Below are 26,447 nucleotides of genomic sequence, written 5' to 3'. Positions count from 1 at the left end.
TTGAACTGGTAAGCTTGTTAAACTGGTTTTAGGAGAAGGTATGGGGTGGAAGGGAACAATGCGCACGGTTGCTGCGACTGCGCGTCGAATGGATAGAGATGCGCAAAGACGCCACAAGGCGACGGTTAAGCAGCAGATCTCGGAAGAGGCCAATGATGCTGTTGTTAGTTGGGAAACCTATCTCGATGAACTGCTCTCGATTCATACCAATTTAACGGATCATATTGATTGGCATCAAATGCTTGCCAAGCCGCAACCAAGGCAGCCCGTCCTACAAACCAAGCATACAGATACTGCATCTCAGGCGCTCGCAAGTTTCGAGCCCAAAATGTTCGACTTTCTATCAGGTGGATCTACCAAGAAAAAAGCAGCGCTTGAGCAAGAGCTACAATCTGCCCCGGACAAAGACCGCGCAATTAATGACCAAGCCATGAAAGACTATGACGCCGCGTTATCCGATTGGGAAAACGACCGCAGTCTAGCCAAACGTTTGGTTGATGGAGATGAGAACGCAATCAAGGAAGTCTTGACCGAGTTTCAGACGCTGACTGATCAGGAATTGATTGGCTCGTCTGTGCATTTTGCCATTAGAGACGGGGTTGTTCATGCCATGCCGTCTGTGCATAGCGATGAAGTTGTGCCGAATTTCAGGCGCAAGCAACTTGCCAGTGGCAAACTTTCCCAGACAAAAATGCCGGTTGGGGAGTTTAATGAGCTGTATCAAGATTACGTCGCCAGCGTGGCTTTGAAAGTGGCAGGGGATATGTTCCAGATGCTACCGCTGGAAGAGGTTTATGTGACGTGTGAATGCGAAATGCTGAATACGGCGACAGGTCACAAAGAACCAACGCCAATTTTGTCGGTCCAGTTTGTGCGCAAAACATTTGAACAGCTTAATCTCAAAAATATTGATCCATCAGACTGCATGGCCAACTTCAATCATGCCATGAAGTTCAGTAAGACCAAGGGATTTGCAGCCGTTCAACCACTTGTGGTTTTTGAGTGTGGCTAACTGACAAAACTGACGGTAACGCGGTGAACTTCCAAGCCGCGGGCCTTGGGATCAAGTTTCGCGATGTCAGCCATCGCGGTCGGTTTTGATTTATCTGCTGATACGATCAAAGCGAATTGATGCTCTCCGCCGCTATCCAACTCAACAAGCGGGATTGGATTGCGCTTGGTGTCGCATGGTAAATATTGAATGCCACGCTCAATGTTAGCTCTTAAACGGCGTTCATCTGCACCAAGGGCAAGAGAATGCCACTCCCCTTGATAGCATTCGAAGGCGACGCAAGTGCCTTCAGTCTGGCTATCCAGTTCAAAGCAATAGTCCTGCCCAAGCCTGATGATCGTCGATGATTTGCGAACCTCGCTTGACCTGCGAGCTAGACCCATCTGCTTGGTAATCGGGATAACTTTAAGCCTTCCCTCAATGGCATTGGTTTCAAGGAACATGTCCCAAGCTGATTTGGGATTGATCTGAAACAGTTCAGGCGCAGTCATTCGTGCGATTGTAAAATGATTTTGCTCAAGCCAGCGATGGATCACCATGGCTTTTGGTGCAGCGATCTTGCCAGATCGCATGTTGCGATCAAACCCTTTGCCCGGAGCAAAATGTCCTGCCAGAGCCATATCAATGACGGTTGGGATCTTTTCGTTGGTGGCTATAGCGACGGCTTTGACGGCTTTGTGTAAAGCGATGATGGACTGCACCAGCTCGTCTCTGGTCAGGTTCAGCCAATCGATATTATCACTAGTTTTATCCATGTCCCACTACCCGTTCTAACCCGCTCAATACCTGATTTTATTGCTGGTTCGAACTCTATCCTGCCCTCATGCGCGTGCAAGCACGCGCAAATAACGCTTTGAGATATAGGACTTTTATCCTATAATGTTCACTTTATGTTCTCGTCATGGTGGCGAGGAAAGGAGGGAATAACTCAAACCAAGCCTGATGAGGCAGAAAGGATTCGGCCATGACCGAAACACCCAAAACATCACCCAAACGCAATGACCTGCCGCCAAGCCTGTCCGTTGATTGGGAAGCCTATGGCGTAATGTTAGACGCAAGCGACATGCCTGAGGCTCAAAAACGCGAGCTGATCCAAACCCTGTGGTCAATTGTGACTGCGTTTGTTGATCTTGGCTTTGGCGTCCATCCTGTTCAACAAGTCTGTGGACAAGCGGATGATCCTCTCAGCGATGTGCCACCTGATCTGATATCCTTGTGGTTAAGTGAACAGACCTCAGAGACCCAGCAGGAGGACACATGCAAAAAGCCGTAAATACCAAACTGAAAAGCGCAACGACGAAGGCGGTGATTTACTGCCGTGTGTCTGGCGCAAAGCAAGTGCGCGAAGGTGACGGCCTCGGCTCACAAGAAAACCGCTGCCGTGAATACGCTAAGTATAAAGGCTATGATGTTCTTGATGTCTTTACCGATGATATGAGCGGTAAGAATAGCGCCCGCCCCGGTATGCAAAGCATGCTGGGCTATCTGCATATGACAGCCAGCAAGGCTGATCCGATTGTGGTCGTCATCGATGATATCAGCCGCTTGGCGCGTGGGCTTACCGCTCACTTGGAACTCCGCACATCGCTTGCCGCTGCTGGGGGCAAACTGGAAAGCCCGTCGATTGAGTTTGGCGAAGACAGTGACTCCATTCTGGTGGAGAATTTGCTGGCATCCGTAGCCCAGCATCAGCGTGAGAAAAACGGTGAGCAAACCAGCAATCGCATGCGCGGGCGCATGATGAATGGCTATTGGGTGTTTGCCAAAGCGCTTGGCTACAAGTTTGAGAAACGCCAAGGCCATGGCAAGCTGTTGGTTCGGGATGAGCCAATTGCTTCAATCGTCATTGAAGCATTGGAAGGTTACGCCTCAGGCCGCTTTGAAACACAGGCGGAAGTAAGACGTTTTTTGGAATCTATGCCAGCCTTTCCAAAGGATTTACCCAATGGACAAATCCGTCAGCAAAAGGTGAGCAAGATGCTTCAACGCATTCTTTATGCAGGATATATCGAATATGAGCCTTGGGGCATATCACGGCGTAAAGCGCATCATGAGCCGCTTATCTCGCTAGAAACGTTTGAGCGCATCCAAGAGCGTGCCAAGGCCCGCAATATTGCGCCTGCACGCCAAGACATAAATGCTGACTTCCCCTTACGTGGAACGCTTGTCTGCACGTCATGTTCTGGCTCGATGACCGCATGCTGGTCAAGAAGCTCAACCGGCAAGCGCTATCCCTATTATTGGTGTATGACCAAGGGATGCGATCTGCACCGCAAATCGATCTCAGGAAAGAAAATCGATTCAGCGTTTGATAGTCTGTTGCAATCGGTGCAGCCAACGAAAGGCATAATCGACCTGACCACCGCCATGTTCAAAGACGCATGGTCACAGCGCGAAGATCAGGTGAAGGCTGTGCGTGATGACATCCACAAGCAAATGAAAGACCTTGATAAGCAACTGGATGGTTTGCTGGATCGTATTGTCGAAACGAGCAATCCAACGGTCATCGCTGCTTATGAGAAAAAGATCATGAAGTTGGAAACTGAAAAGCAGATTCTGCTGGATAAGCTGGATCAAAAGGCAAAGCCGAACCACACCTTTGAGCAAATGTTCGAACTTTCCATGGCGTTCATCTCAAACCCTTGGAATATCTGGAAAAACGGCACATTGGCACTGCGCAAAACTGTGCTTAGATTGCTATTTGCAGTACCGCTATCATACTCGCGCGAAAACGGATTTCGAACGCCGCAAGTGACTGTTCCGTTTGAGTTTTTAGGAAGTTTTACCGAAAAATGTAAATTGGTGCGGTCGGAGAGACTCGAACTCTCACGGGTGTTACCCCACAGCGACCTCAACGCTGCGCGTCTACCATTCCGCCACGACCGCACGCCATGGATGGTGAGGATCGTTTAGACAAACTCTCTGGCATTGTGAAGAGGCAATTCGCACGAAATCAATTTGGTTTTTCAGCCAACGGAAAAATATGCCATACAAGGCATTTGCCACACGCCCCTTGAAATACGCGCCAAAGCGTAGACTTTAGGGGAAAGGCCCAGAATAAAGGTGAACCAATGTCCCAGGATACCCCCGCACAAGACACCCCTACCCTGCAAATCGACATCGTGTCAGATGTAATGTGCCCTTGGTGCATCGTGGGCTATCGCCAGTTGGAGCAGGCTCTTGCGGCCGTCGGAGTTGGCGCGTTCATCCGGTGGCATCCCTTTGAACTGAACCCCGATATGGGTCCTGAAGGTCAGAATCTGGGTGAACATATCACCCAGAAATACGGGATCACAGCCGAGCAATCTGCACAGAACAGGGCCAATCTGGTCGCAATTGGCACGGGATTGGGCATCGACTTCCAGTTTTCGCCCGACAGTCGCATGGTCAACAGCTTTGCCGCCCATCAACTGCTGCATTGGGCGCAGGGGCAAAACCTTCAGCATCCGCTCAAGCTGGCCTTGTTCGAGGCGCATTTCACCCAAGGGCGTGACGTGTCGGATCATGCCGTACTGGTCGACATTGCCGAAAGCGTCGGCTTGGACCGCGCGGCAGCAGCCGAGGTTCTGGCCTCGGGCAGCCAGGCGGAAAAGGTGCGGGAACTTCAGGGGGTCTGGACCTCGCAGGGGATTTCGGGCGTGCCTTCGATGATTTTTGAAGGGAAATATCTGGTGACCGGCGCGCAAGGAGCGGAAAATTATGCGCAGATCCTGCAAAAAATCCTGAGCGAAAAAGCAGCCGCCTGATCAGCCTCCTTTTCAACGCGCCCAAGGGCCGGTAAGGCAGCACCATGGTGGAATGGATCATCTCGGACGGCTTGACCGACTATCGCGCCGCAGAGGCGTGGATGGAGACGCGCGCCACCCGGATCGCCGAAGGCAGCGCGGATGAATGCATCTGGCTGGTCGAACATCCCCCGCTTTATACCGCGGGCACCTCGGCCAAGGTTCAGGATTTGACTGACCCCGAGCGTTTCACGGTCTATGAAACCCGCCGCGGCGGACAATATACATACCACGGGCCGGGCCAAAGGGTGGTTTACGTCATGCTGGACGTGGGCAAACGGGGCCGCGATGTGCGCCGCTTTGTGCAAGACCTTGAGGCATGGGTCATCGCGACGCTCGACACCTTCAACATCAAAGGCAAAATCTGCGAGGGCCGTGTCGGCGTATGGGTAGAGCGTCCGGACAAGCCCTTGACCCTGAACGGAGATATTGCCGAGGACAAGATCGCCGCTATCGGGATTCGCTTGCGCAAATGGGTCAGTTTTCACGGTATCAGTATCAATGTCGAACCTGATCTGGACCATTTTACCGGGATCGTGCCATGCGGGATCAGCGACCATGGCGTGACCTCGCTGGTCGACCTGGGACTGCCTGTAACGATGGATGCCCTCGATGTCGCGCTCAGGGCGCAATTCGACGCGATTTTTGAAAACTAGCCCTACGAATCAGCGATTCCCATAGATTTCAACGCCGTCCGGCTGCCTTTTGCGCCCAAGACAAGGTTTGGCCCCTTTGCATCGCCCACATGCATAGCCAAGGGACGCTTTGCCGCAGATACATTCTGATCTTCACATATGTTTCACGAATTTGACGCTTTGTAAGCCAAGTATGACTGTCAGAATCCAGCCCGAACCGCGCCATGGACAGGCGCTTCACCTCCATCAACCCGTTCGGGTTTGCGGTAAAAATTACGGCCCTGCGGCAATCGTGGCCATTGCTCCTTTAGGCAAGGCACACTAGAACGAGGAATAATTCAATGCGCGTCCCCTGCCGGGGCGTGAGTTGGCTCACCAATCTCAGGAGGCACCGCATGGCAGACGCAGCCATTCACGGGCAAGACCATCACGACGAGCGTGGATTTTTCACACGCTGGTTTATGTCCACGAACCACAAAGACATCGGTATTCTGTATCTGATCGTCTCAGCCCTTGTTGGCTTCATCTCAGTCAGCTTCACCATCTACATGCGCTTGGAACTGATGCACCCCGGTGTTCAGTACATGTGTATGGAAGGTGCGCGCTTTATCGCGGACAGTTCTGCGGTTTGTACGCCGAACGGTCACCTCTGGAACGTCCTGATCACCGGCCACGGCATCCTGATGATGTTCTTCGTGGTCATTCCGGCGCTTTTCGGCGGTTTTGGCAACTACTTCATGCCATTGCAAATCGGCGCGCCCGACATGGCGTTCCCGCGGATGAACAACCTGTCCTTCTGGCTCTATGTCGGCGGTACAACATTGGCTGTTTGTTCGATCCTGACACCTGGTGGCAGTGGTCAGCTCGGGTCCGGTGTGGGTTGGGTCCTGTATCCGCCGCTTTCCGTGCGTGAAGGCGGGATGTCGATGGACTTTGCGATCTTCGCGGTTCACGTGTCCGGTGCGTCCTCCATCCTTGGTGCGATCAACATGATCACAACCTTCCTGAACATGCGTGCCCCCGGCATGACACTGTTCAAGGTGCCTTTGTTCAGCTGGTCGATCTTCGTGACAAGCTGGCTGATCCTGCTGTCCCTGCCCGTTCTGGCCGGTGCGATCACCATGCTGCTGATGGACCGCAACTTTGGGTTCGCGTTTTTTGACCCCGCAGGCGGTGGTGATCCGGTTCTGTACCAGCACATCTTGTGGTTCTTCGGTCACCCCGAAGTGTACATCATCATCCTTCCCGGTTTTGGTATCATCAGCCACGTGATTGCCACGTTCAGCCGCAAACCGATCTTTGGCTATCTGCCAATGGTCTGGGCGATCATCGCAATCGGTGCACTGGGCTTCGTCGTATGGGCACACCACATGTACACGGTCGGCATGTCGCTCAACCAACAGGCTTACTTCATGCTTGCGACGATGGTCATCGCGGTACCGACCGGCGTAAAGGTATTTAGTTGGATTGCCACCATGTGGGGCGGTTCGATCGAATTCAAGACACCGATGCTTTGGGCTTTCGGCTTCCTGTTCCTCTTCACCGTTGGTGGCGTTACAGGGATCGTTCTGTCACAGGCAGCCGTGGACCGCTACTACCACGATACCTACTATGTGGTTGCGCACTTCCACTATGTTATGTCGCTTGGTGCCGTGTTCGCGATCTTTGCAGGTATCTACTTCTACCTGCCCAAGATGTCGGGCCGCATGTATCCCGAGTGGGCTGGCAAGCTGCACTTCTGGGCGATGTTCATCGGTGCAAACCTGACCTTCTTCCCGCAGCACTTCCTGGGTCGTCAGGGCATGCCACGCCGCTACATCGACTATCCTGAAGCCTTCGCTTACTGGAACCTGTGGTCGTCAATCGGTGCCTTCCTGAGCTTCGCCTCGTTCCTCTTCTTCTTCGGTGTGATGTTCTACACATTGACACGGGGCGCACGGAGCACGGCAGCAAACCCATGGAACGAATATGCCGACACGCTGGAGTGGACACTGCCAAGCCCACCACCAGAGCACACGTTCGAGATCATTCCTAAGCAGGAAGACTGGGACAAGCAGCCAAGCCACTAAGGTAAGGTTATAAAAAACAAAGGGCTCCAACGGCGGTTGGGGCCCTTTTTCTATGGCGGTACCTCTTCCGTCCAAACCCATAGCAAGACGACGTGTCTTGCCCTGCAAACGGCGGCAGTATTTTTTATGACCTTCAACTGTTCCAAGTAGGATCGGGTCTCTAGCAGCCTCTCCAGGGGCCGCAGGCTGTACAGATCTCAGGCCTCGTCGCTCCTTTTGCGGGGCGCGAAAGATCACACGGACCACATTCACGGTCCCGATCGAAACTTGCCCCAATGCACACCTTGCCTGACATTGCTTCTGCGCCGCTCTCTTTGAAGGAGGACCCAGTACAGCAGAGCAGCCAACTGGTTTACAAAGAACTCAGGACATCTCGCACGATATGACAGTCAGCCAGCCAGGCGTGGGCATCGGAGTCCCCTGCGGCTCTCATGGCGACAAAAGCTCCACTCCCCTCCAAGCAATAGCCCTCCATAATCCTGTGCCCGGAACCGCTGCGTGCGGCGACGGCAAATTCATCCGATCACCAACGCTGATCGAAAGCTGATGGTCTGATCTTTCGGGCTATATGGAAGCTGCTTCGATTACTCAAACAAGACTGCCGAACCGTGTGTCTGAGAAGGGCAAACAGGTGGTAGTGCCTCTATCGCGGGGGCACCAAAGGCTGAAATACCCTTTGCTGGTCAACCATCTAAAGTTTTTTCAAATAAGCTAAAATTTCCTCTTGCAGCCCCCGCGCTCTATAGGTAAATCACGCCTTACCAGAGGATGCGGGCGTAGCTCAGGGGTAGAGCATAACCTTGCCAAGGTTAGGGTCGGGCGTTCGAATCGCCTCGCCCGCTCCAACTGGTTTCTGCAACCCCAGCAGAAAAAAACAAGGCCGCCTTCGGGCGGCCTTTGTGTTTTCCGGCATCAGTTTTCTTGGCCCTCCCCCTGATGACACAATGCCAAATCAACAGCCCATCATCATCCAGACCGCCCCGTGCTTGAGCAACGCAATTGCGCAAGGTATCCAACAACCTCCGGTCCAGAGCTGCAGTTTATCCAACCAGCAGCGCCCGGTGTTGTCTGGTTGCGTAAAAGGCAATCTTGCCTGTGGCAGCTTTTGAAAGGCCCACCTCAACGACGGGCTGCCGCCAGCTAGAAGCTGGCAAGGCCTGACAGCAGGGTAAGCATCAAGCGCTTTTATTTTGGGTCTGATCCCGCCACCTATCGCTGGTTTCCAATCAATGACTTCTTGAGTTCACGCAAGATTAGGGAACTCAGCGCACGCAGGTAAAAACAGCGGACGTCGCTTGGACGACCGGCTCCCGCCCCCGCGCGAATCGCACGCAGTCTCCCAGAAACACGGTCAACCGCGCCCCTGAGCCGCCCGACAGGACACCGCGTGACACGTCAGTAAATCGGGAATTGCACCAGACATTTGGCCGCATTGTTCTGATAGTCCGACAGGGTCGTATCCAGATCACGCCGGTCCCGCATCACGGCCATCGCCGCCTTCTTTTCGGCACGGGTACCGCTCACGTGCTGCTCGAGGATCAGCACGGTGATCTCGAGCATGACGTTCTTTTCATATTCGCCAATCAGATCAGCCCGCGCCAACGTCACCGCGGTGTAGGCCATCATGTTGGCGCAGCGCAAAGCCGCGGCTTCTTCCCCGCTGTAGGTGCGGGCGGCCACCGCCGTCCCTGCACACAATACTGCCGCGCAAAGGGCGAAACGGCCCCTCAAAACACTTTGAAGGTCATGGTGGTCAACGACCGTTCAATTCCGTCAATGTCCAGCAAATGGTCGTTGATATAGACGCCGACATCCTCGCCCTTGGGGATATACAGCTTCATCAGCAGGTCAAAATTGCCAGAGGTCGAATATAGCTCTGAGTGGATTTCGCGCAGGGCGATCTCTTCGGCCACGCGGTAGGTCGTGCCGGGGCGGCACCGGATCTGGATGAAAACACAAGTGGACATGGGGGGCTTTCGGATAACTCTGTTTGTCTTAGGCTGACATAAGGGCGTTTGCGCCGCAATGACTGATTGGCCCGATCACGCGTCTTGGCCTTGGCTTGCCCTTGCGCGCTGCTATAAGGGCAACACCCAGCGGAGAATACCCATGCGCCAGACCACCATCAGCCGTTCCACCGCCGAAACCGAGATTACGGTCGAAATCAACCTCGACGGAACCGGCAGCTATGAAAATGACACCGGTGTTGGTTTTTTTGACCACATGCTGGACCAGCTGGCGCGCCATTCCCTGATCGACATGAAGATTTCCGCCAAGGGCGATCTGCACATCGACGATCACCACACCGTCGAAGATGTCGGCATTACATTGGGCCAGGCGCTGACCAAGGCCTTGGGCGACAAGCGCGGCATCCGTCGCTACGGGTCTTGCCTTCTGCCGATGGATGACGCTTTGGTGCGCACGGCGCTGGATCTGTCCGCGCGGCCCTTTCTGATCTGGGACGTCGATCTTCCGACCCCGAAAATTGGCACCTTTGACACCGAACTGGTGCGCGAATTCTTTCAGGCGTTGTCCACCCATGGCGGCATCACGCTGCATGTGGACATGCTGCACGGGTTCAACAGCCACCACATCGCCGAGGCTGCCTTCAAATCTGTCGCCCGCGCCCTGCGCGAGGCGGTCGAGGTTGATCCGCGCAAATCCGGCGATATCCCGTCGACCAAGGGCGCTTTGTAACCCATGCTGACAGCGATCATCGACTATGAATCCGGCAACCTTCATTCCGCCCACAAGGCGTTCGAACGCATGGCCCGCGAAACTGACGCAGGCCAGGTCGTGGTGACCGCCGATGCCGATGTGGTTGCGCGCGCGGACCGCCTTGTTCTGCCCGGAGATGGCGCTTTTCCGTCCTGTATGGCGGCGCTCAAGGGTAAAAGCGGGATTTACGCCGCGATGGTCGAAGCGGTCAAACACAAGGGACGGCCATTTCTGGGCATCTGCGTCGGGATGCAGTTGATGGCCTCTTGGGGCCGGGAATACGAAGATACCGAAGGGTTGGACTGGATTTCCGGAGAGGTGACGAAAATCACTCCCGCCGATCCGGCCCTGAAAGTACCGCATATGGGGTGGAACGATCTGGTCATTGATCACCCCCACCCTGTCTTCAACGGCATCGCGACCGGGGATCACACCTATTTCGTGCACAGCTTTCATATGGTCGTTGCAAAGCCGGCGGAGCGCCTTGCCCATGTGGATTACGCCGGCGATGTTACCGCCGTCATTGGCCGCGATACGATGCTGGGGATGCAATTCCACCCTGAAAAGAGCCAGACCACCGGCTTGAAAATGATTGCAAATTTCCTCAACTGGCGCCCCTGACGCAGCAAGCGGCGGGCGTCAAACCAATCATCAGGGCCGCCAAGAACAGCCGCTTTTTTTTCACATAAATGCCCTCTGCATACCGGAGCGGTGATTCTGGTCGACCCCACAGGCTGACGCCCCGAGGCCGTTAAGTTCTACTTAACGCGGGTCCAGTCTTGCTTTGAACACAGCAAACCACCTGCAATGCAGCCGGACAATTTCAGATCGTTGCCCGAAACCGTCATTTTCCCGATGTAGATCTTGTCATTGGAGGGTCGCCAAACCTTGCCCGCATAGTTGCCCTTACCGTCAGGGGTCATGCCGATCACAAGCTGTTTGCCAATGTTTTGAGACGCGTATTCCCCCGTGTCGTTGAATGTGCGCTGGATCGTCCCACACACCGCCGACCCGCAAGGTGTCATTTCCACATGGGCATAGGCCCCGTCATCCACGGCGGTTCTCCAAACACCCACCGCAGGATCGGCAGCCAGTGCGCTCCCCGCAAAACCACACCCCAAAACCGCCGCCAAGATCACGCGTTTCATATCAAACCCTCCCAAAGTCTGCAGCAGAGTGGCGTGAAAGCGGCGATTCAGGCAAGCCTGACGTGGCGGAGCCTTCGCCCGCGTTGCAAATCCCCCCGCCCCGTGCGATTTGACCGCAAATCATTTAACGCAAGGGCAACGCCATGATCCTTTACCCCGCTATCGACCTCAAAGACGGTCAGGCCGTCCGCCTTGTGCATGGCGACATGGACCAATCCACCGTGTTCAACGACGATCCCGCCGCCCAGGCCCGCGCTTTCGTCGATGCGGGCTGCACATGGCTGCACCTGGTTGATCTTAACGGCGCGTTTGAGGGCAAACCCGTCAACGCCGCCCCGGTCGAGGCGATCCTGAAATCGTGCGATGTGCCCGCCCAGCTTGGCGGCGGCATCCGCGACATGGCCACGATCGAAGCATGGCTGGACAAGGGCCTTGCCCGCGTGATCCTTGGCACCGTCGCCGTTGAAAACCCCGATCTGGTGCGCGAGGCCGCCCGCGCCTTTCCCGGCAAAGTCGCCGTTGGCATCGATGCGCGCGGTGGCCGTGTCGCCACCAAAGGCTGGGCGACGGAAACCGATGTGATGGTCACCGACCTCGCCAAATCCTTCGAGGATGCAGGCGTTGCCGCGATCATCTACACCGATATCCTGCGCGACGGGGCCATGGGCGGGCCCAACATCGAAGCCACCGCCGATCTGGCCCGCGCCGTCTCGATCCCCGTCATCGCCTCGGGCGGCGTCAGTTCCCTCGACGACCTCATCGCGCTCAAGGCCACGCAAGTCATCTCCGGCGCGATTTCAGGCCGTGCTCTCTACGACGGGGCCATAGATCTCGAACAGGCTCTCAAGGCCCTCGCATGATCTTCCAGATGGCTTGAAATCCTCGGGAGGGTCTGGAGGGCAGGCAGCCCTCCAGCGGCTTGCCACCGCCCCCCCCGATCGCTAAAGAACACCCATGCTCAAAACCCGCATCATCCCCTGTCTCGATGTCGCCGATGGCCGCGTGGTCAAAGGCGTGAATTTCGTCGGCCTGCGTGACGCGGGCGATCCCGTCGATGCCGCCATCGCCTATGATGCCGCCGGTGCGGACGAATTGTGCTTTCTCGACATCCACGCCACACACGAAAACCGCGGCACGATGTTCGATCTGGTCACCCGCACGGCCGAACATTGCTATATCCCCCTGACCGTCGGGGGCGGCGTGCGCACCGTGGCCGATGTGCGCGCCTTGCTGCTGGCAGGTGCCGACAAGGTCAGCTTCAATTCAGCAGCCGTCGCAGATCCCGACGTGATTTCACGGGCGGCGGATCAATTCGGCAGCCAATGCATCGTCTGCGCCATCGACGCGAAAACAGTTTCTCCGGGCAAATGGGAAATCTTCACCCATGGCGGCCGCAAGCCCACCGGAATTGACGCCGTCGAATTCGCAAAACGCGTCGCTGCCAAAGGTGCCGGGGAAATCCTGCTAACGTCCATGGACCGTGACGGCACCAAGCAGGGCTTCAATCTGCCACTGACCCGCGCCATCTCGGATGCGGTCAGCGTCCCTGTTATTGCGTCCGGCGGCGTCGGCAACCTTGACCACCTCGTCGAAGGCGTGACCAAAGGCGGTGCCTCCGCCGTGCTGGCCGCCTCAATCTTCCACTTTGGCGAATTCACAGTTTCGCAGGCCAAGCACCATATGGCCGCCGCCGGCATCCCGATGAGGCTGACATGACCCTCGACGATCTTTTCGCCACTATTACAGACCGCAAATCCGCCGACCCGTCCAGCAGTTGGACAGCGCAGCTTCTGGCCAAGGGCCCCGAAAAATGCGCCGAAAAGTTCGGTGAAGAAGCCATCGAAGCCATCATAGAAGCCGTCAAGGACGACAAATCCGCCCTCACCTCCGAGGCCGCCGATGTCCTGTACCACCTGCTGGTGATGCTCGCCTCACGGGATGTAGCCCTCAGCGACGTCATGCATGAACTGGCCCGCCGCCAAACCCAAAGCGGCATCACTGAAAAAGCCTCTCGCTAGGCTTCTCTGGCTCTTAAATATCCTGGGGGGAGGCGCCAGTCATTCGGGGGGCAAGCCCCCCTTGCCCCGCTGCCGCAGGCACATCCGCGGCTATTTCACAATTTGCTTGAAATAATTCCGGTTGCAAACCCGCCCATGCGCAACTCACCGAAAAGCCGCTGATATTCGATTTTCGGGCAGCGGTTTTGAACAACCGTCACGCCCCGCGCCTCCGCCTTTGCTGCCGCGTCTGCATGTTCCACGCCGATCTGCATCCAGATCGTCTGCAAGTCCGGAAACGCGTCCAACGCCTCTTCCACGATCGGGGGCACCGCGTCCGAACGGCGGAAGATATCAACCATATCGACCCTGCCCTCAATATCCCCAAGGCCTGCCACGACTCGCGCACCGAACAACATTTCGCCTGCATGTCCGGGGTTTACCGGTATCACATCGAACCCCTTCAACTTCAGATATCGCGCCACAAAATAGCTGGGGCGCACAGGGTTCAACGAAACGCCCACAACCGCGATCCGCTTGGCGCGGGTCAGGACGTCTTTCAACAGGGTATCTGAATATGTCATTCCCGACTCCTTACACGCATCCGTTTGCAAAAAAAAGCGCCCTCAAAGCAAAAGCTCAAGGGCGCGCAGGTGTGGAACGAGGGACAGTAAGTGACCAGCAAGCGTTCCGGGCTTGCTGTCATACAGTTGAGGTAAGCTCTCTCAAGCGCATTCAAAGACCCTGTGACGATTCCGTGAAGAAATTCTGAACATATAAGCCAATTCCCGCCGAAACCTCCAAAGCCGCGGTCAATCAAAAATATCCTCGACAAGATCAAAGACCTCGCCAGACATCTTCTTGAGCCACGATTTCTTTTTCTTTGGCTTCTGTGTCCTGACCTTCGCGGCTTTTCCGGTACTCCCCGGCGTCGCTGCCGGGAAACGGCGCAAATCCTGTGTGCTGCGCACCGGCCCCGCTTTCGGGACCGGTATCTGCTTGAGATCATGCAGCGGTGCGCCGCATTGCGCACAGGCAAGCTCATGCCGCCCCACCCCCAAGACCAGCGCGGCCTTGCTGCCGCAAAAAAAACAGGTCGCGATTTTGGTCGGATAGCTCAAAGCGGGTCTCCTGATGCCGGTCGGCAGCCTTAACCGTGGGGTCGAGACGCATATAAGGCGATTGCCGCCGCGTTCGAGACGTTGAGCGACCCAAATCCGCCCTCTGCGTCAATCCGTACCAGAACGTCGACGGTTTCCTTGGTCTTTTCACGCAGACCCGGCCCTTCGGCCCCCAGTACCAGCGCGACGGGGCGATCGCGTTTACCTTCCAGTGCTGCCTCGACGGTGATTTCGGCTTCGCCGTCCAGCCCAAGCACCAGATACCCCATGTTTTGAAGTTCCTTGATCGAATCAGCCAGATTGCGGACCCGCAGATAGGGTTGCCGTTCCAGCGCGCCACTGGCGGATTTCGCCAGCGATCCCGTTTCAGGTGCTGCGTGATGGCGCATACCGATCACCGCCGACGCGCCAAGCACCTCGGCCGAGCGTAAGATCGCACCAACGTTATGCGGGTCAGTCACACGGTCCAGCAACAGCACACGTGGGGCCTCGGCCCCGATGCACACCTCGGCCAAAGACCCCCAGGATAGGGGTTTTACCTCAAGCACAGCGCCCTGATGCACCGATCCCTGATCCAACGGCGGACGGAACTTGCGGGGGTCCACGACCTCCGGGGTGATGCCCGCCTGCGCAATCGCGGCCTCCAGTTTGATCTGGGCATTGGGCGTGACCATCAATCTCAATTTTTCTCGCGCAGGATTCTCCAGCGCGTCACGCACTGCATGCAGACCGAAAAGCCACACCGTCTGGTTGGCTTCGACCTTCTTTTCCTGCTCTTTTTGCACAACCCACTTAGGTTTTTTCATCGCGGCACCCTTTGTCATATGTTGCAAGGCACATTTCCCTGCCCTTCGCCTAGGTTTTCGCCTTGACGCCTATCAGGACCGCTTGTAATCACGCCTTCACATCCGGTGCAATGCACAGGGTGAAAGTGGGCGACAGGCCGCAAGGTGTGGCAGGGGACTGTAACTCCCTCGCGGAGACGCACGCCTGGTTCGATTCCAGGGTCGCCCACCACTTTCTCCCCTCATGTTGATATACCCCCTCACGGGCTGTGCGGGGCGATCCGAAGCGGATCATTTTCAAACGCCCGCCTTTCGGCGACGCAAGGCAAGCGATCCGCTGGCGTGTCTGCCGATGCCACTTTCCAAATGGCATCTTTTGCGAGGGTGGTTTTGCCCCTATAGTCAAACTTTGAATATCTGAACATTTTCAAGGCATCGAGTTTGACCCAGCACGCAGCCCCTCCCGCAGACATCAACATCGTCATCGTCGGTCAGCAGGGCCGTCTGGCCTACGAAGCTTTGCTTTTTGCGGCGTCCCTGCGCCATTCAAGTCCCGGTTTCAAAGGCCGCCTGCTTGTGGCCGAACCGCAGGCCGGCCCCTTGTGGCCCAATGATCCACAGATCAAGGAGCCGGCGATCCGGGATGCGCTCGAGGATCTGGGGGCAGAGATCATTTCCTTTGACAGCAAACATTTCGGAGCTGCCTACCCCTATGGCAACAAGATCGAAATGCTGCACGCGTTGCCGAAGGGCGAACCTTTCGTCTTTTTCGACACCGACACGCTGATCACCGGCGACATTACTTCGGTACCGTTTGATTTTGACCGCCCAACGGCCTCCCTGCGCCGTACCAACACCTGGCCTGTGCCCCAGCTTTACGGGCCGCAATATTCGGGCCTGTGGAAATCGCTCTACGACAAGTTTGACCTCGATTTCGAAAGCAGTCTCGATCTGAGCCAGCCGGACGAATATTGGCAACGCTACCTTTATTTCAACGCGGGGTTCTTCTTTTACCGCTGTCCCCACGCATTCGGCGCGCTCTTCCTGAAATACGCTCTGGCAATCCGCGACACCCCCCCGGTCGAACTTTGCGCCCAAAGCTTTGACCCATGGCTGGATCAGGTCGCATTGCCGCTGGTGATCCACGCACTGGGCGGCGGACGTGACACCCTGCCCGACGGGCTGATTGATGGTGCCGTCAGCTGTCATTACCGGTTCCTGCCGCTGCTCTATGCCCGCGAACCCCAGGCCGCCGTGGATATTCTCGAGGCGGTCTCGGCCCCGAACAAGCTCAAGAAAGTCCTGAAGGGCTATGAGCCGATCAAACGGATGGTCTATCAGGGACGCGGGCAAAAGGCCCGGGCCCTTTTCGACCAGGACAACCTGCCCCGCAAGGAACAGGCAATCCGCAACCGGCTTAAATCAAACGGCTATTGGATGCGCTGACAGGGCGGCGCTGGACGGAAATTTCGAATTTTCCGGTCCGAAATTTTTGAAAAATCCACCCCACCCCGTCGACCTTGTGCATTCTCTTGTGCCGCAAACCCCATTCCCATATCCATAACGCAACACATCAAGGGAGAGAGATCATGACAGACGGCCCCACCTACGGCTTCGACACGCTGCAAATCCACGCAGGTGCCAAGCCTGATCCTGCAACCGGCGCGCGCCAGACGCCGATCTACCAGACCACCGCCTATGTGTTTCGCGACGCGGACCATGCTGCCGCCCTGTTCAACCTGCAGGAAGTCGGCTTTATATATTCGCGTCTGACCAACCCCACCGTGGCCGTCCTGCAAGAACGCATCGCCACCCTCGAAGGCGGTGTGGGTGCCGTCTGCTGTTCTTCCGGTCATGCGGCGCAGATCATGGCGCTGTTTCCGTTGATGGGTCCGGGCAGGAACATCGTCGCCTCGACCCGTTTGTACGGCGGTACCGTCACCCAGTTCAGCCAGACCATCAAGCGCTTCGGCTGGTCCTGCAAATTCGTCGATTTCGATGATGTCGAAGCGGTCAAAGCAGCCGTTGACGACGACACCCGCGCGATTTTCGGCGAGGCGATTGCCAATCCCGGCGGCTATATCATGGACGTGCGTGCCATCGCCGATGTCGCTGACGCGGCGGGCATCCCGCTGATCATCGACAACACCACCGCCACACCCTATCTGTGCCGCCCGATCGAACATGGGGCGACGCTGGTCGTGCATTCCACAACGAAATACCTGACAGGCAACGGCACCGTCACAGGCGGCTGCATCGTCGATTCGGGTAAATTCGACTGGTCCGCAAATGACAAGTTCCCGTCGCTCAGCCAGCCCGAGCCTGCGTATCACGGCCTCAAGTTCCACGAGACCTTTGGCCCGCTCGCCTTTACCTTCCACGGCATCGCCATAGGTCTGCGCGATCTGGGCATGACCATGAACCCCCAAGCGGCCCACTACACGTTGATGGGCACGGAAACCCTGTCATTGCGGATGGAGCGTCACGTCGAGAACGCCACCAAGATCGCACAGTGGCTCGAGAAGGATGACCGCGTCGACTACGTCACCTATGCGGGTCTCGAATCCTCGCCTTATTTCGAACGCGTCAAGACGGTCTGCCCCAAGGGCGCAGGCGGCTTGTTCACCTTTGCCGTCAAGGGCGGCTATGACGCCTGCGTCAAGCTGGTCAATGCGCTTGAGATTTTCAGCCATGTGGCCAACCTGGGCGATACGCGGTCGCTGATCATCCATTCGGCCTCGACCACCCACCGCCAGCTAAGCGCCGAACAGCAAGAGGCCGCAGGGGCTGGTGCGAATGTGGTGCGTGTGTCCATCGGGACCGAAGACGCCGATGACCTGATCGCCGATCTGGATCAGGCACTGGCCAAAGCCACCAGCTGATCCGACCGGTAAGCCAAACAAAACGCCCGACAGACGGTGATCTGCCGGGCGTTTTTCTTTTCAAAGGTTTCGCAACATCAACCCGCAGGCTTACTCCGCCTGCTTGATCTCGAATTGCATGGTGACCTGGGCGCTCACGTCGATCTCTCCGGTGGCGATCGGCATGTCCATGCTGCGCATCTGCGAGGATTTCATCTCCATCGGCTGGAAACCCTGGCTGGATTCGGACATCCGCACCACGTCGCCCAGAGTGACGCCAGCCGCTTCGGCCAGTTGCGCCGCGCGCGCCATCGCATCAGTCACGGCCGCTTTGCGTGCGGCAATCAAAGCTTCGGCATTATCCTGAAGGCTGAATTGCAAGCCGTTGAAATCATTTGCGCCCTCGGCGATGACCGCATCCAGAAGCGTTCCCAGCTTGGTCAGGTCGCGGACCTTGACGCTGACTGTATTTCCCGCCTCGTATGCGATCACCTGCTGTGACGCATTGTCGTCGCGCGGCCGATTGTCATAGACCGGGCGCAGATACAGCCCGCTGGTCTGACGGTCCGGTCCGGTCACCCCAAGCGTATCCAGTTGCGCCAGAATCGCAGCAACCTTTTCCGATGTTTGCGCCATCGCGTCCGACGCAAGGTCGGCACGTTCCGTGACGCCAACCCGGATCGTGGCCATATCCGGGGCCATCGCCACAACGCCCTGACCCGATACGGTGATTCCCGTCTGGGCTTCTTGTGCAAATGCGCCTGTCGCAAATGACGCGCATACCACTGCTGCAACTTTTAAAATTCTCATATTTTCAACCTTTAGCTAAGCATAATCCGCCTGAAATCTGTTTGGCGACCCAAACCCTTCGCTGCAACCCCGTTGTGTCCGGCGGACTTTCCATAGGCAAACTACTGCTCTATTATTTCGACACATGTTGCCGGGCTGTTTTGTACCGCATCTGCGTGTTAAGTTTGCATACGCAATTCTCGAACTGTCCAAGTACCGATCTCGTCAGCCCTATCTAAAAGCGTTCTCATGAAGCCAAATTTTGCATTATCTCTTTCCTTTGAAGGCATTCGCCTTTTGCACCGGGTGTCGGGCGGATGGCGCGTCGTGGGCGAACTTGCCTTGGACGTCGATGATCTGACCGGTGAACTTGCCGTCTTGCGCAAGACGGCGGCATCGCTGGAACCCGGTGGCGTCCGCACCAAACTTTTGATCCCGAACGATCAGATCAAGTACATGACCATTCCGACGCCGGACCTTTCCGATGCTGCACGGCTTGATGCCGCGCGCAAGGCGCTGGAAAACGCCACCCCCTATGCCGTGGAAGATCTGGCGTTCGACATTAGCAGCGACGGCACGCAAACGCATATCGCCGCCGTCGCCCGTGAAACCTTGGCCGAGGCTGAAGCGTTTGCCATGGAACACCGCTTTCATCCGGTCAGTTTCGTGGCGCAGCCCTCGCCCGGCCTTTTCACCGGAGAACCATTTTTCGGGCCAACCGAAGCGGCGGACACCATATTGGACGCCGGCGATGCGGTTGATCGTGATGCTGAAGCTGTCGTCGTTCTGGATGACCTGACAGCGGTCGAAGCTGCGGAAATCCGTCCGGACCCGGAACAGCCCCCACTGGCCGACCAGACGCACGACCCTGTCATTCTTCTGCCAGCCGACAGCGCTGACCGTAAAAACGCTGATACGGCCGCCCCCGAGGCAACTGACAGCCCCCCGAAAGAGCAGGTTTCCGAGGGTCCATCTAATAAGGGTCCAGAGCCAGACGCCCCCCCTTCTGAAAACCTTGCACCAAAGGAAGAGCGACCGTCGGAGCGTTTCCAGGATGACGTCGTCATTCAGGACGGCATCGTCGTTCAGAAAGATATCGTATCGCAGACAACACAAGCTGGCGATGCACCATCCAAGGCTGAACTGGCCGAAGACACAGCTGCCAAAGACACCGCCAAAGGTGATACGAAGGAAATAGCGTCCGAGACCGCAACCCTTGCCCCCAAAGCTGCCGTGCCCGCCGTGGCAAAACCGGTCAATCTACCACGACCCGCCCCGGTGGAGACGGAAACGGCCGCCACAGCGTTCACAAGCCGCCGGACAGCTGCCGCCCCAACGGTAGGAGGTGCCACCCGAACCGCACCGGCAGCCAAGGCAACCTTGCCTACCGCGCCCCAGACAACTGTCCGCGCAACCCCCGTCCCGGACAGCAGTTCGCTCAGGGCCTCAGCGTCGGGCCCCTTTGTGCCTCCGGCAGAGGCAAAACCATCAAAGCTTGGTTTCTTGAGCCGCCGCAAACCAAGCAAAATCGAACCATTGCCACCAACGATAGCAGTCTTGACCGACACCGGAATCCAGGTACCGAAAACCACGAGCGAAGCCGAAAAAATGACAGTTTTCGGGGCCCGAAAATCAGCAGTAGTTGGCGGCAAACCCCGTTTTCTGGGCCTGCTGCTGACGGCTGCCTTGCTGGTTTTTCTGGCTGGTGTGGCGGCGTGGGCCTCGGTCTTCATGGATGACAGGGTGTCGCTGTCGCGCCTTTTCGGCGCACGTGACACCACGGTGGTTGCCTCTGCACCCGCGCAGGAAGCAGATCTGCCGGATGTGGCCAGCCCCCTTACGCAACCGGACATAGCCGGACCCGCGCTCTCTCTGGACTCGGATCAGGAAACCGTCGTCGCGGCCCTCGATCCGACGCTAAGCGATGAGGACGGTGCGGTGCTGGATGCTTTGCGGGTTCCCGAACTGCCTCAGCCCCCCGCGATGCCGCAGCAGCAGGTCGAGGCAAAATATGCCACCAGCGGTATCTGGGCCGAGGCCCCCCAGCCCCCTGTTGCTCCGGCGATGATCTCGCTTGATGATTTATATCTGACCAGCATCGACCCAGTCAGCACTGCAAATGACGCAATCGCCCTGCCGACATTGGCATCTTACGGCGGCGACACGTTTGATTTCAGCCCCGCGTCGCCTGCCGCGGCCGGCACGACATTTACGCTGGATGGACGCGGCCTGGTCGCGCCCAGTCCGAAAGGGACTTTGAACCCTGACGGTGTGCTGGTTTTCGCGGGCCAGCCCCCGGCATTGCCCCCCAAAAGCCCAACGCGTGCGGCGACAACGCCCGTCGAGGCCGCCGCCAACGCTGCGTTGACAGGTTTCCGGCCCAAACCGCGCCCGAAAGACCTGATCGAGAGCAACGAAAGATCACAACTGGATGGGTTAACCCGCGCCGAACTTGCAGGCATCAGGCCGAAATTGCGCAAGGCATCGCTTCAGCAGGTCGCAGCGGCCGCCCCAGAGGTTACGGCCGCAGCGGCTTCTGCCGCCGCGTCGCTTGCGGCGGTACCATCCGGTGACGCCAACGCCCCCCCGTCTGAAACGATTGTAAATGCGTCCGCTTTTGCCATCAAGGCGTCGCTCCGCCCTGACATAAGACCTAACAACTTTGCAGGTATCGTGAAACGCGCTGAACGCACAGCGCCCGAGCCCGTCGAGGTGGCCAGCGTCGCTTCGGTCGCTCCCCGTGTCGTCAAACCCGCCGCGCCGTCGAAAACGTCGGTCGCGAAACAGGCGACGGTCAAGAATGCCATCAAGATGAGAGATATCAATTTGATCGGGGTCTTTGGCAAACCATCAAGCCGCCGCGCCCTGATCCGGCTAAGCAACGGGCGCTATCAGAAGGTCGCCGTCGGCGACAAGTTGGATGGTGGTCGTGTATCGGCGATTGGCGATTCCGAATTGCGCTATACCAGACGTGGCCGGGATGTGATTTTGAAGATGCCGCGCGGCTGATTGAACCCTGGTTCGGGGGCCAGCCCCCACCGCCCAAAGGGCGGCCCCCCCGGGATATTTGAAAGCCAGAGAAGCATGTAACCCGCAGATTTTACACTGCGGGTTTTGCTTTGGGTGTCAGGCAGTCTTGAGGTCGCCGCTGTCGATTTGTTCTTGTTCGATGCTCTCGAACAGCGCTTTGAAATTGCCCTCGCCGAAGCCATCATCCCCTTTGCGCTGAATGAATTCAAAGAAGATCGGGCCGATCACCGTCTTCGAGAAGATTTGCAGCAGGATGCGAGTTTCACCACCGTCCACCACACCTTCGCCGTCGATCAGGATGCCATGTTTCTTCATCCGCTCCAGGGGTTCTTGGTGATCCGTAACGCGGGTCGTGCTCAGCGCATAGTAGATTTCGGGGGGGCCGGGCATGAACTTGAGACCGTTTTCGGCGATTGCATCTGTGGCGTCGTAGATATCGCGCGCGCCGACAGCGATATGCTGGATCCCCTCGCCCTTGTATTTTTTGAGATACGCGACGATCTGGCCCTTTTCGTCGCGGTCTTCGTTGATCGGAATCCGCAGACGGCCACAAGGCGAAGTCAGCGCGCGGGACGTCAGGCCGGTGAATTTGCCTTCGATGTCGAAGAAACGGATTTCGCGGAAATTGAACAGATCGCCGTAGAACTTGAACCAGACGTCCATGTTACCCTTGAAGACATTGTGGGTCAGGTGGTCGAGGTAATAGAACCCGACGCCCGCCGGCTTGGATTGCGCGATCCAGTCGTATTCCTCGTTGTAGGGCGAGGTGTCGTAATATTGGTCCACGAAATAGATCAGCGATCCGCCGATCCCTTTGATCGCGGGCACGTCCAGCACCTTGCCTGAGCCGGTATATTCCTCTGCCCCTTTAGAGACGGCATGGGCAAGCGCATGATCCGCATCAACCACGCGCCACCCCATCGACGGGGCGCAGGGGCCATGATCCTTCACGAAACCCGCGGCAAAGCTGTCGGGGTCGGCGTTCAGGACATAGGTGATGTCGCCTTGCTGCCAAAGTTCGATCTGTTGCGTCTTGTGATTGGCGACATGGGTGTAGCCCATGCGCGTAAAGAGATCGCGGAGCTCTTGCGGCTCGGGGCTGGCGAATTCGACGAATTCGAAGCCGTCCGTGCCCGCAGGATTGTCTGCGGTGATTTTCGATTTTTCTGCGTCATGTGGAAAAGGGCCCATGGGAATCCTCGGCAATTGATGTGATTTTGCCCAGATTACCGGCGATGCGCCGCGTATATTGCGCAAAATTCAACTAGCTTCTGGCCTTTCGCGCGGCATCAACGCATGATTGCTGTGAATCACGTGAGAACACCGCATGCACCTAGATGACACCGACAGCCGCCTGTTGTCCGCCCTGCAAAAGAACGCCCACCTGACCGCACAGGAACTGGGCGAACAGCTGCATCTGTCGCCATCGCAAGCCGGGCGCAGGCGTCAGCGCCTTGAGCAAGAGGGCTTTATCGAAGGTTACCGGGCAAAGCTGAACCCCGAAAAGCTGGGGCTGGCGGTTCAGGGGTTCGTGCAGGTCCATCTGGGCACCCATGGCCCAGAATATTCCGCCAGCTTTGCCCGGCTTTTGGCCACACGTGCCGAAATCGTGAGCGCATGGACCATGACAGGGGATGCAGATTATCTGCTGCGCGTCTATTGTGCAGACCTGCCCAGTCTGAACCGGCTGATCCACGGCGTGCTGCTGCCCCACGGGGCTGTTGCAAAAGTTCACAGCCAGATCGTGATGGATCAACTGAAGACCGACGGGCCCTTGCCCACCTAACGACACCACGGCCCCCGCCGGCCCAACGAAAGAAAATCCCTGATGGAAGGTTTCCTGTTCCAAGCTTCGATCTATCTGGCTGCCGCCGTGATTGCGGTGCCCATCGCGGCACGGCTTGGGCTGGGGTCGGTGCTGGGATATCTGGCTGCGGGCATTCTGATCGGTCCGGCCTTTGGTCTTGTCGGTTCCGAGACCAAGGATCTTCAGCACTTTGCCGAATTCGGCGTGGTCATGATGCTCTTTCTGATCGGCCTGGAGCTTGAGCCACGGGCGCTGTGGAACATGCGGCACCGGTTGCTGGGGCTTGGCGGTTTGCAGGTGGTGATCAGCGCGGCAGCGTTGATGGGCATCGCGATGGCCTACGGGCAACCCATCGGGGTGGCACTGGCAGTCGGCCTGACCCTGTCGCTGTCATCGACAGCGATCGTGCTGCAAACCCTGTCGGAAAAGGGGCTGATGCAGACCGCAGGCGGGCGGTCGGTGTTTTCGGTGCTGCTGACCCAGGATATCGCCGTGATCCCGATACTGGCGTTCTTGCCGCTGCTGGTCGTCAACATGCCCACGCCGGTCACGTTGCAGGCTGACGGGTCTATGACCCTCGCGACCGGTACCGACGGGGCCCACGGTGCGGGCGGTCATGGCGAAACAGAAGCCGTTGGCCAAGGCGCGGAAACCGCGCAGGCCGCCATATCACTGGTGCAGGGTCTGCCGGGTTGGGGCATCACACTGGTCACCATCGCAGCGATTGCCGGCATCATCATAACCGGCGTTTTCTTCATGCGCCCGGTCTTTCGCTTTATCCATGCCGCCAAGCTGCGCGAGATGTACACCGCGCTGGCCCTGTTGATCGTGGTGGGCATTTCATTCCTGATGATGCTCGTCGGTCTGTCACCCGCCCTTGGGGCGTTCCTGGCCGGGGTCGTGCTGGCCAGCAGCGAATTCCGTCACGAGCTTGAGACCGACCTTGAACCCTTCAAGGGACTGCTGCTGGGGCTGTTCTTCATCACCGTCGGCGCGGGGATCAACTTTGAACTGCTTTATGCCGATACGGTAATCATCGTCGGCATGGCGCTGCTGGTGATCATCGTCAAAGGGCTGATCCTGTACGGGCTTGGTACCTTGTTCAAGCTGCAAGGGCGGGACCGCTGGCTGTTTGCCCTTGGGTTGGCGCAGGCGGGCGAATTCGGCTTCGTGCTGGTCAGCTTTTCTGTGGCCACGGGGGCCATGCCCGACGACGTGGCCGAAACCTTGCTGTTGGTGGTTGCCCTTTCAATGCTGATCACGCCGCTCTTGTTCATCCTCTATGACCAGATCAGCAAGCGGACCGAGGCCAAGTCAGGCCCCCTCATCGCGGACGAGATCGACGAAAAGGGCACCGTGATCATTGCTGGCATCGGCCGCTTTGGGCAGATCGTGAACCGGTTGGTGCAGGCATCGGGCTTTCGTACGGTCGTGCTGGACCACAACCCCGAAACCATCGCCGTGATGCGGCGCTTCGGGTACAAGGCGTTTCTGGGGGATCCCACCCGGCCCGATATCCTACGCAAGGCGGGGCTGAAGGATGCCAAGGTGCTGGTTGTGGCGCTGGATGACCGCAAGGCCGCGTTGCAGCTGATTTCCTATGCCCGCAAGGAACACCCGGGCCTGCACATCGTGACCCGCGCCCATGACCGCACCGATGTGTATCAACACTATCAGGCTGGCGCGAATGACATCGTCCGCGAGATGTTCGACAGCTCACTGCGGGCTGGCCGCTATGTCTTGGAAAATCTGGGCCTGTCCGATTACGAGGCCGCAGAAGCGCAGCGCATGTTCTACAGCCATGACCGCGCGTCAGTGCGTGAGTTGGCCAGCCTTTGGCGTCCGGACATTCCGCCCAGCGAAAACAAGGCCTATGTCGCCCGCGCGAAAGAGCTTCAGAAAGATCTGGAAACAGCCTTTATGAACCGGATCGACGAAGAAGAAAGAAAAAGCGCCTGACCTGACCGCGCATAAAAAAAGCCGCGCCTGACTGGATCAGGCGCGGCTTTTTCGTTTTCATCAAGGTCGCTTAGGCGGCGGCGACGCGGCTTTCGAGAACATCGCCGACCTGCTTGGCAGCGGCCAGTTCGTCCCCGCCCGCAACAGCGGCAACTTCGCGGGTCAACCGCTCGAGTGCGGCTTCGTACAGCTGCCGTTCGGAGTAGCTTTGCTCGCGCTGGTCATCTGTGCGATGCAGATCGCGTACGACTTCGGCAATGGCAATCAGATCGCCCGAGTTGATCTTTTGCTCGTACTCCTGCGCACGGCGCGACCACATGGCCCGCTTGACCTTTGCCTTCCCCTTGAGGGTCTTCATCGCATGGGTGATCGTGTCAGGGCTGCTAAGCGACCGCATGCCAATTTCTGTCGCCTTATGCGTCGGCACGCGCAGGGTCATCTTGTCTTTTTCAAACGCGATGACGAACAGCTCAAGCGAGATGCCAGCGATTTCCTGTTCTTCAACCGATACGATCTGGCCTACACCGTGGGCAGGGTAGACGACGAATTCGTTTGGACGGAAATCTAGCTTTTTCGACTTGCTCATATATATGGCTCCTTAGGCGCGGGGGGCACCCGCATGGGTAAGTTTGCCTTTTCGCAAAGGCAACGGCTGGCCGACCCGACAGGTCGCCAGCCAAGTTTCACAACTTCAGAATTTCAAGCTCAACCGCGGCAGACGGGTGAAAGGG

26 protein-coding genes, 3 tRNA genes and 1 pseudogene are annotated in these 26,447 nt (G+C 57.4%); 18 read left to right on the top strand and 12 right to left on the bottom strand.

The window, feature by feature from the left end; genetic code table 11:
• Positions 1-58: 58 nt before the first annotated feature.
• A complete protein-coding gene (locus tag RGAI101_RS00145; RefSeq protein WP_008225649.1) occupies positions 59-1,012 on the top strand; it encodes a hypothetical protein in 954 nt (317 codons plus the stop codon).
• Here the strand turns inward: RGAI101_RS00145 and RGAI101_RS00140 are convergent.
• Positions 1,009-1,767: a hypothetical protein gene (locus RGAI101_RS00140; RefSeq protein ID WP_008229294.1), complete on the bottom strand. Its 759-nt coding sequence runs from the start codon at positions 1,765-1,767 to the stop codon at positions 1,009-1,011. The genes RGAI101_RS00145 and RGAI101_RS00140 overlap by 4 nt on opposite strands.
• Positions 1,768-1,976: 209 nt before the next feature.
• Between RGAI101_RS00140 and RGAI101_RS00135 the strand changes: the two genes are divergently transcribed.
• Positions 1,977-2,285 (top strand): hypothetical protein, encoded by a 309-nt coding sequence (locus RGAI101_RS00135; protein ID WP_037226929.1) that lies wholly within the window; start codon positions 1,977-1,979, stop codon positions 2,283-2,285.
• Positions 2,270-3,262: pseudogene (locus RGAI101_RS21435) on the top strand (recombinase family protein); the annotation flags it as partial. The gene RGAI101_RS00135 and the pseudogene RGAI101_RS21435, both read left to right, overlap by 16 nt.
• Before the next feature lie 135 nt (positions 3,263-3,397).
• On the opposite strand, the gene RGAI101_RS22270 reads toward RGAI101_RS21435, so the two are convergent.
• Both RGAI101_RS22270 and RGAI101_RS00120 read right to left on the bottom strand, forming a co-directional pair.
• A complete protein-coding gene (locus RGAI101_RS22270) occupies positions 3,398-3,589 on the bottom strand; it encodes a hypothetical protein (RefSeq protein WP_254655217.1) in 192 nt (63 codons plus the stop codon).
• Between the two features lie 223 nt (positions 3,590-3,812).
• A tRNA-Leu gene (locus tag RGAI101_RS00120) sits at positions 3,813-3,898 on the bottom strand.
• A gap of 185 nt (positions 3,899-4,083) precedes the next feature.
• Here RGAI101_RS00120 and RGAI101_RS00115 point away from each other — a divergent pair.
• From RGAI101_RS00115 to RGAI101_RS00100, 4 genes are all read left to right on the top strand, one after another.
• Positions 4,084-4,758 carry a DsbA family oxidoreductase gene (locus RGAI101_RS00115; RefSeq protein ID WP_008227950.1) on the top strand — a complete coding sequence of 225 codons (675 nt, stop codon included), beginning with the start codon at positions 4,084-4,086 and terminating at the stop codon, positions 4,756-4,758.
• Between the two features lie 44 nt (positions 4,759-4,802).
• Positions 4,803-5,453 (top strand): lipoyl(octanoyl) transferase LipB, encoded by a 651-nt coding sequence (gene lipB, locus RGAI101_RS00110; protein WP_008228690.1) that lies wholly within the window; start codon positions 4,803-4,805, stop codon positions 5,451-5,453.
• A 374-nt stretch (positions 5,454-5,827) separates the two neighbouring features.
• Positions 5,828-7,501 carry a cytochrome c oxidase subunit I gene (gene ctaD, locus RGAI101_RS00105; protein WP_008226693.1) on the top strand — a complete coding sequence of 558 codons (1,674 nt, stop codon included), beginning with the start codon at positions 5,828-5,830 and terminating at the stop codon, positions 7,499-7,501.
• 770 nt (positions 7,502-8,271) lie between these two features.
• A tRNA-Gly gene (locus tag RGAI101_RS00100) sits at positions 8,272-8,346 on the top strand.
• Positions 8,347-8,896: 550 nt separating this feature from the next.
• On the opposite strand, the gene RGAI101_RS00095 is transcribed toward RGAI101_RS00100, so the two are convergent.
• Both RGAI101_RS00095 and RGAI101_RS00090 read right to left on the bottom strand, forming a co-directional pair.
• On the bottom strand, positions 8,897-9,181 hold the full coding sequence (locus tag RGAI101_RS00095; RefSeq protein ID WP_008225331.1) for a hypothetical protein: 285 nt from the start codon (positions 9,179-9,181) through the stop codon (positions 8,897-8,899).
• 47 nt (positions 9,182-9,228) lie between these two features.
• Positions 9,229-9,468: an Lrp/AsnC ligand binding domain-containing protein gene (locus RGAI101_RS00090; RefSeq protein ID WP_008225105.1), complete on the bottom strand. Its 240-nt coding sequence runs from the start codon at positions 9,466-9,468 to the stop codon at positions 9,229-9,231.
• Between the two features lie 142 nt (positions 9,469-9,610).
• On the opposite strand from RGAI101_RS00090, the gene hisB reads away from it, so the two are divergent.
• Both hisB and hisH read left to right on the top strand, forming a co-directional pair.
• Positions 9,611-10,198, top strand: a complete 588-nt coding sequence (gene hisB / locus RGAI101_RS00085; protein WP_008228680.1) for an imidazoleglycerol-phosphate dehydratase HisB — start codon at positions 9,611-9,613, stop codon at positions 10,196-10,198.
• 3 nt (positions 10,199-10,201) lie between these two features.
• Positions 10,202-10,840 (top strand): imidazole glycerol phosphate synthase subunit HisH, encoded by a 639-nt coding sequence (gene hisH / locus RGAI101_RS00080; protein ID WP_008225841.1) that lies wholly within the window; start codon positions 10,202-10,204, stop codon positions 10,838-10,840.
• 137 nt (positions 10,841-10,977) lie between these two features.
• Here hisH and RGAI101_RS00075 read toward each other — a convergent pair whose 3' ends face one another.
• Positions 10,978-11,367, bottom strand: a complete 390-nt coding sequence (locus RGAI101_RS00075) for a DUF2147 domain-containing protein (RefSeq protein ID WP_008227093.1) — start codon at positions 11,365-11,367, stop codon at positions 10,978-10,980.
• A gap of 143 nt (positions 11,368-11,510) precedes the next feature.
• Between RGAI101_RS00075 and hisA the strand changes: the two genes are divergently transcribed.
• The 3 genes from hisA to RGAI101_RS00060 all read left to right on the top strand — a co-directional run bounded on the left by hisA (position 11,511) and on the right by RGAI101_RS00060 (position 13,385).
• Positions 11,511-12,227, top strand: coding sequence for a 1-(5-phosphoribosyl)-5-[(5-phosphoribosylamino)methylideneamino]imidazole-4-carboxamide isomerase (gene hisA / locus RGAI101_RS00070; RefSeq protein ID WP_008225462.1), 717 nt, complete (start codon positions 11,511-11,513; stop codon positions 12,225-12,227).
• A gap of 94 nt (positions 12,228-12,321) precedes the next feature.
• Positions 12,322-13,083 carry an imidazole glycerol phosphate synthase subunit HisF gene (gene hisF / locus RGAI101_RS00065; protein WP_008225425.1) on the top strand — a complete coding sequence of 254 codons (762 nt, stop codon included), beginning with the start codon at positions 12,322-12,324 and terminating at the stop codon, positions 13,081-13,083.
• Complete coding sequence (locus RGAI101_RS00060) at positions 13,080-13,385, top strand: phosphoribosyl-ATP diphosphatase (RefSeq protein WP_008228244.1); 306 nt, start codon at positions 13,080-13,082, stop codon at positions 13,383-13,385. Before hisF ends, RGAI101_RS00060 begins: the two co-directional genes overlap by 4 nt.
• Positions 13,386-13,480: 95 nt before the next feature.
• On the opposite strand, the gene RGAI101_RS00055 is transcribed toward RGAI101_RS00060, so the two are convergent.
• From RGAI101_RS00055 to rlmB, 3 genes are all read right to left on the bottom strand, one after another.
• Positions 13,481-13,948, bottom strand: a complete 468-nt coding sequence (locus tag RGAI101_RS00055; protein ID WP_008228942.1) for a CoA-binding protein — start codon at positions 13,946-13,948, stop codon at positions 13,481-13,483.
• A gap of 228 nt (positions 13,949-14,176) precedes the next feature.
• Complete coding sequence (locus RGAI101_RS00050; protein WP_008228684.1) at positions 14,177-14,485, bottom strand: hypothetical protein; 309 nt, start codon at positions 14,483-14,485, stop codon at positions 14,177-14,179.
• 29 nt (positions 14,486-14,514) lie between these two features.
• Positions 14,515-15,291, bottom strand: coding sequence for a 23S rRNA (guanosine(2251)-2'-O)-methyltransferase RlmB (gene rlmB / locus RGAI101_RS00045; protein WP_037228734.1), 777 nt, complete (start codon positions 15,289-15,291; stop codon positions 14,515-14,517).
• Between the two features lie 127 nt (positions 15,292-15,418).
• Between rlmB and RGAI101_RS21835 the strand changes: the two genes are divergently transcribed.
• The 3 genes from RGAI101_RS21835 to RGAI101_RS00035 all read left to right on the top strand — a co-directional run bounded on the left by RGAI101_RS21835 (position 15,419) and on the right by RGAI101_RS00035 (position 18,152).
• Positions 15,419-15,502 (top strand) — tRNA-Tyr (locus RGAI101_RS21835).
• A 209-nt stretch (positions 15,503-15,711) separates the two neighbouring features.
• Positions 15,712-16,716 (top strand): hypothetical protein, encoded by a 1,005-nt coding sequence (locus tag RGAI101_RS00040; protein WP_037226913.1) that lies wholly within the window; start codon positions 15,712-15,714, stop codon positions 16,714-16,716.
• A 143-nt stretch (positions 16,717-16,859) separates the two neighbouring features.
• A complete protein-coding gene (locus RGAI101_RS00035) occupies positions 16,860-18,152 on the top strand; it encodes an O-acetylhomoserine aminocarboxypropyltransferase/cysteine synthase family protein (protein WP_008225729.1) in 1,293 nt (430 codons plus the stop codon).
• 90 nt (positions 18,153-18,242) lie between these two features.
• On the opposite strand, the gene RGAI101_RS00030 is transcribed toward RGAI101_RS00035, so the two are convergent.
• Positions 18,243-18,941 (bottom strand): SIMPL domain-containing protein, encoded by a 699-nt coding sequence (locus RGAI101_RS00030; RefSeq protein ID WP_008225535.1) that lies wholly within the window; start codon positions 18,939-18,941, stop codon positions 18,243-18,245.
• Between the two features lie 228 nt (positions 18,942-19,169).
• Between RGAI101_RS00030 and RGAI101_RS00025 the strand changes: the two genes are divergently transcribed.
• Positions 19,170-21,929, top strand: a complete 2,760-nt coding sequence (locus RGAI101_RS00025) for a hypothetical protein (protein ID WP_008229385.1) — start codon at positions 19,170-19,172, stop codon at positions 21,927-21,929.
• 117 nt (positions 21,930-22,046) lie between these two features.
• On the opposite strand, the gene hppD is transcribed toward RGAI101_RS00025, so the two are convergent.
• Positions 22,047-23,141, bottom strand: coding sequence for a 4-hydroxyphenylpyruvate dioxygenase (gene hppD, locus RGAI101_RS00020; RefSeq protein ID WP_008226858.1), 1,095 nt, complete (start codon positions 23,139-23,141; stop codon positions 22,047-22,049).
• Between the two features lie 136 nt (positions 23,142-23,277).
• Here hppD and RGAI101_RS00015 point away from each other — a divergent pair, with 136 nt between their 5' ends.
• Together RGAI101_RS00015 and RGAI101_RS00010 are read left to right on the top strand one after the other, a co-directional pair.
• On the top strand, positions 23,278-23,736 hold the full coding sequence (locus tag RGAI101_RS00015; protein WP_008227548.1) for an Lrp/AsnC family transcriptional regulator: 459 nt from the start codon (positions 23,278-23,280) through the stop codon (positions 23,734-23,736).
• 42 nt (positions 23,737-23,778) lie between these two features.
• The gene (locus tag RGAI101_RS00010; protein WP_008229228.1) at positions 23,779-25,716 is read left to right on the top strand and encodes a cation:proton antiporter domain-containing protein; all 1,938 of its coding nucleotides are present in this window, start codon (positions 23,779-23,781) and stop codon (positions 25,714-25,716) included.
• Positions 25,717-25,786: 70 nt separating this feature from the next.
• Here the strand turns inward: RGAI101_RS00010 and RGAI101_RS00005 are convergent, their stop codons facing one another.
• Entirely contained in the window at positions 25,787-26,302 is a 516-nt protein-coding gene (locus RGAI101_RS00005; RefSeq protein ID WP_008226397.1) for a CarD family transcriptional regulator, read from the bottom strand.
• Between the last annotated feature and the right edge of the window lie 145 nt (positions 26,303-26,447).

Origin of the sequence: Roseobacter sp. GAI101 (assembly GCF_000156335.1) — a bacterium.
GTDB lineage: Bacteria > Pseudomonadota > Alphaproteobacteria > Rhodobacterales > Rhodobacteraceae > Sulfitobacter.
The sequence above is the reverse complement of the archived record's forward strand: the minus strand, read 5'-3'. Positions and strand labels throughout refer to the sequence as shown.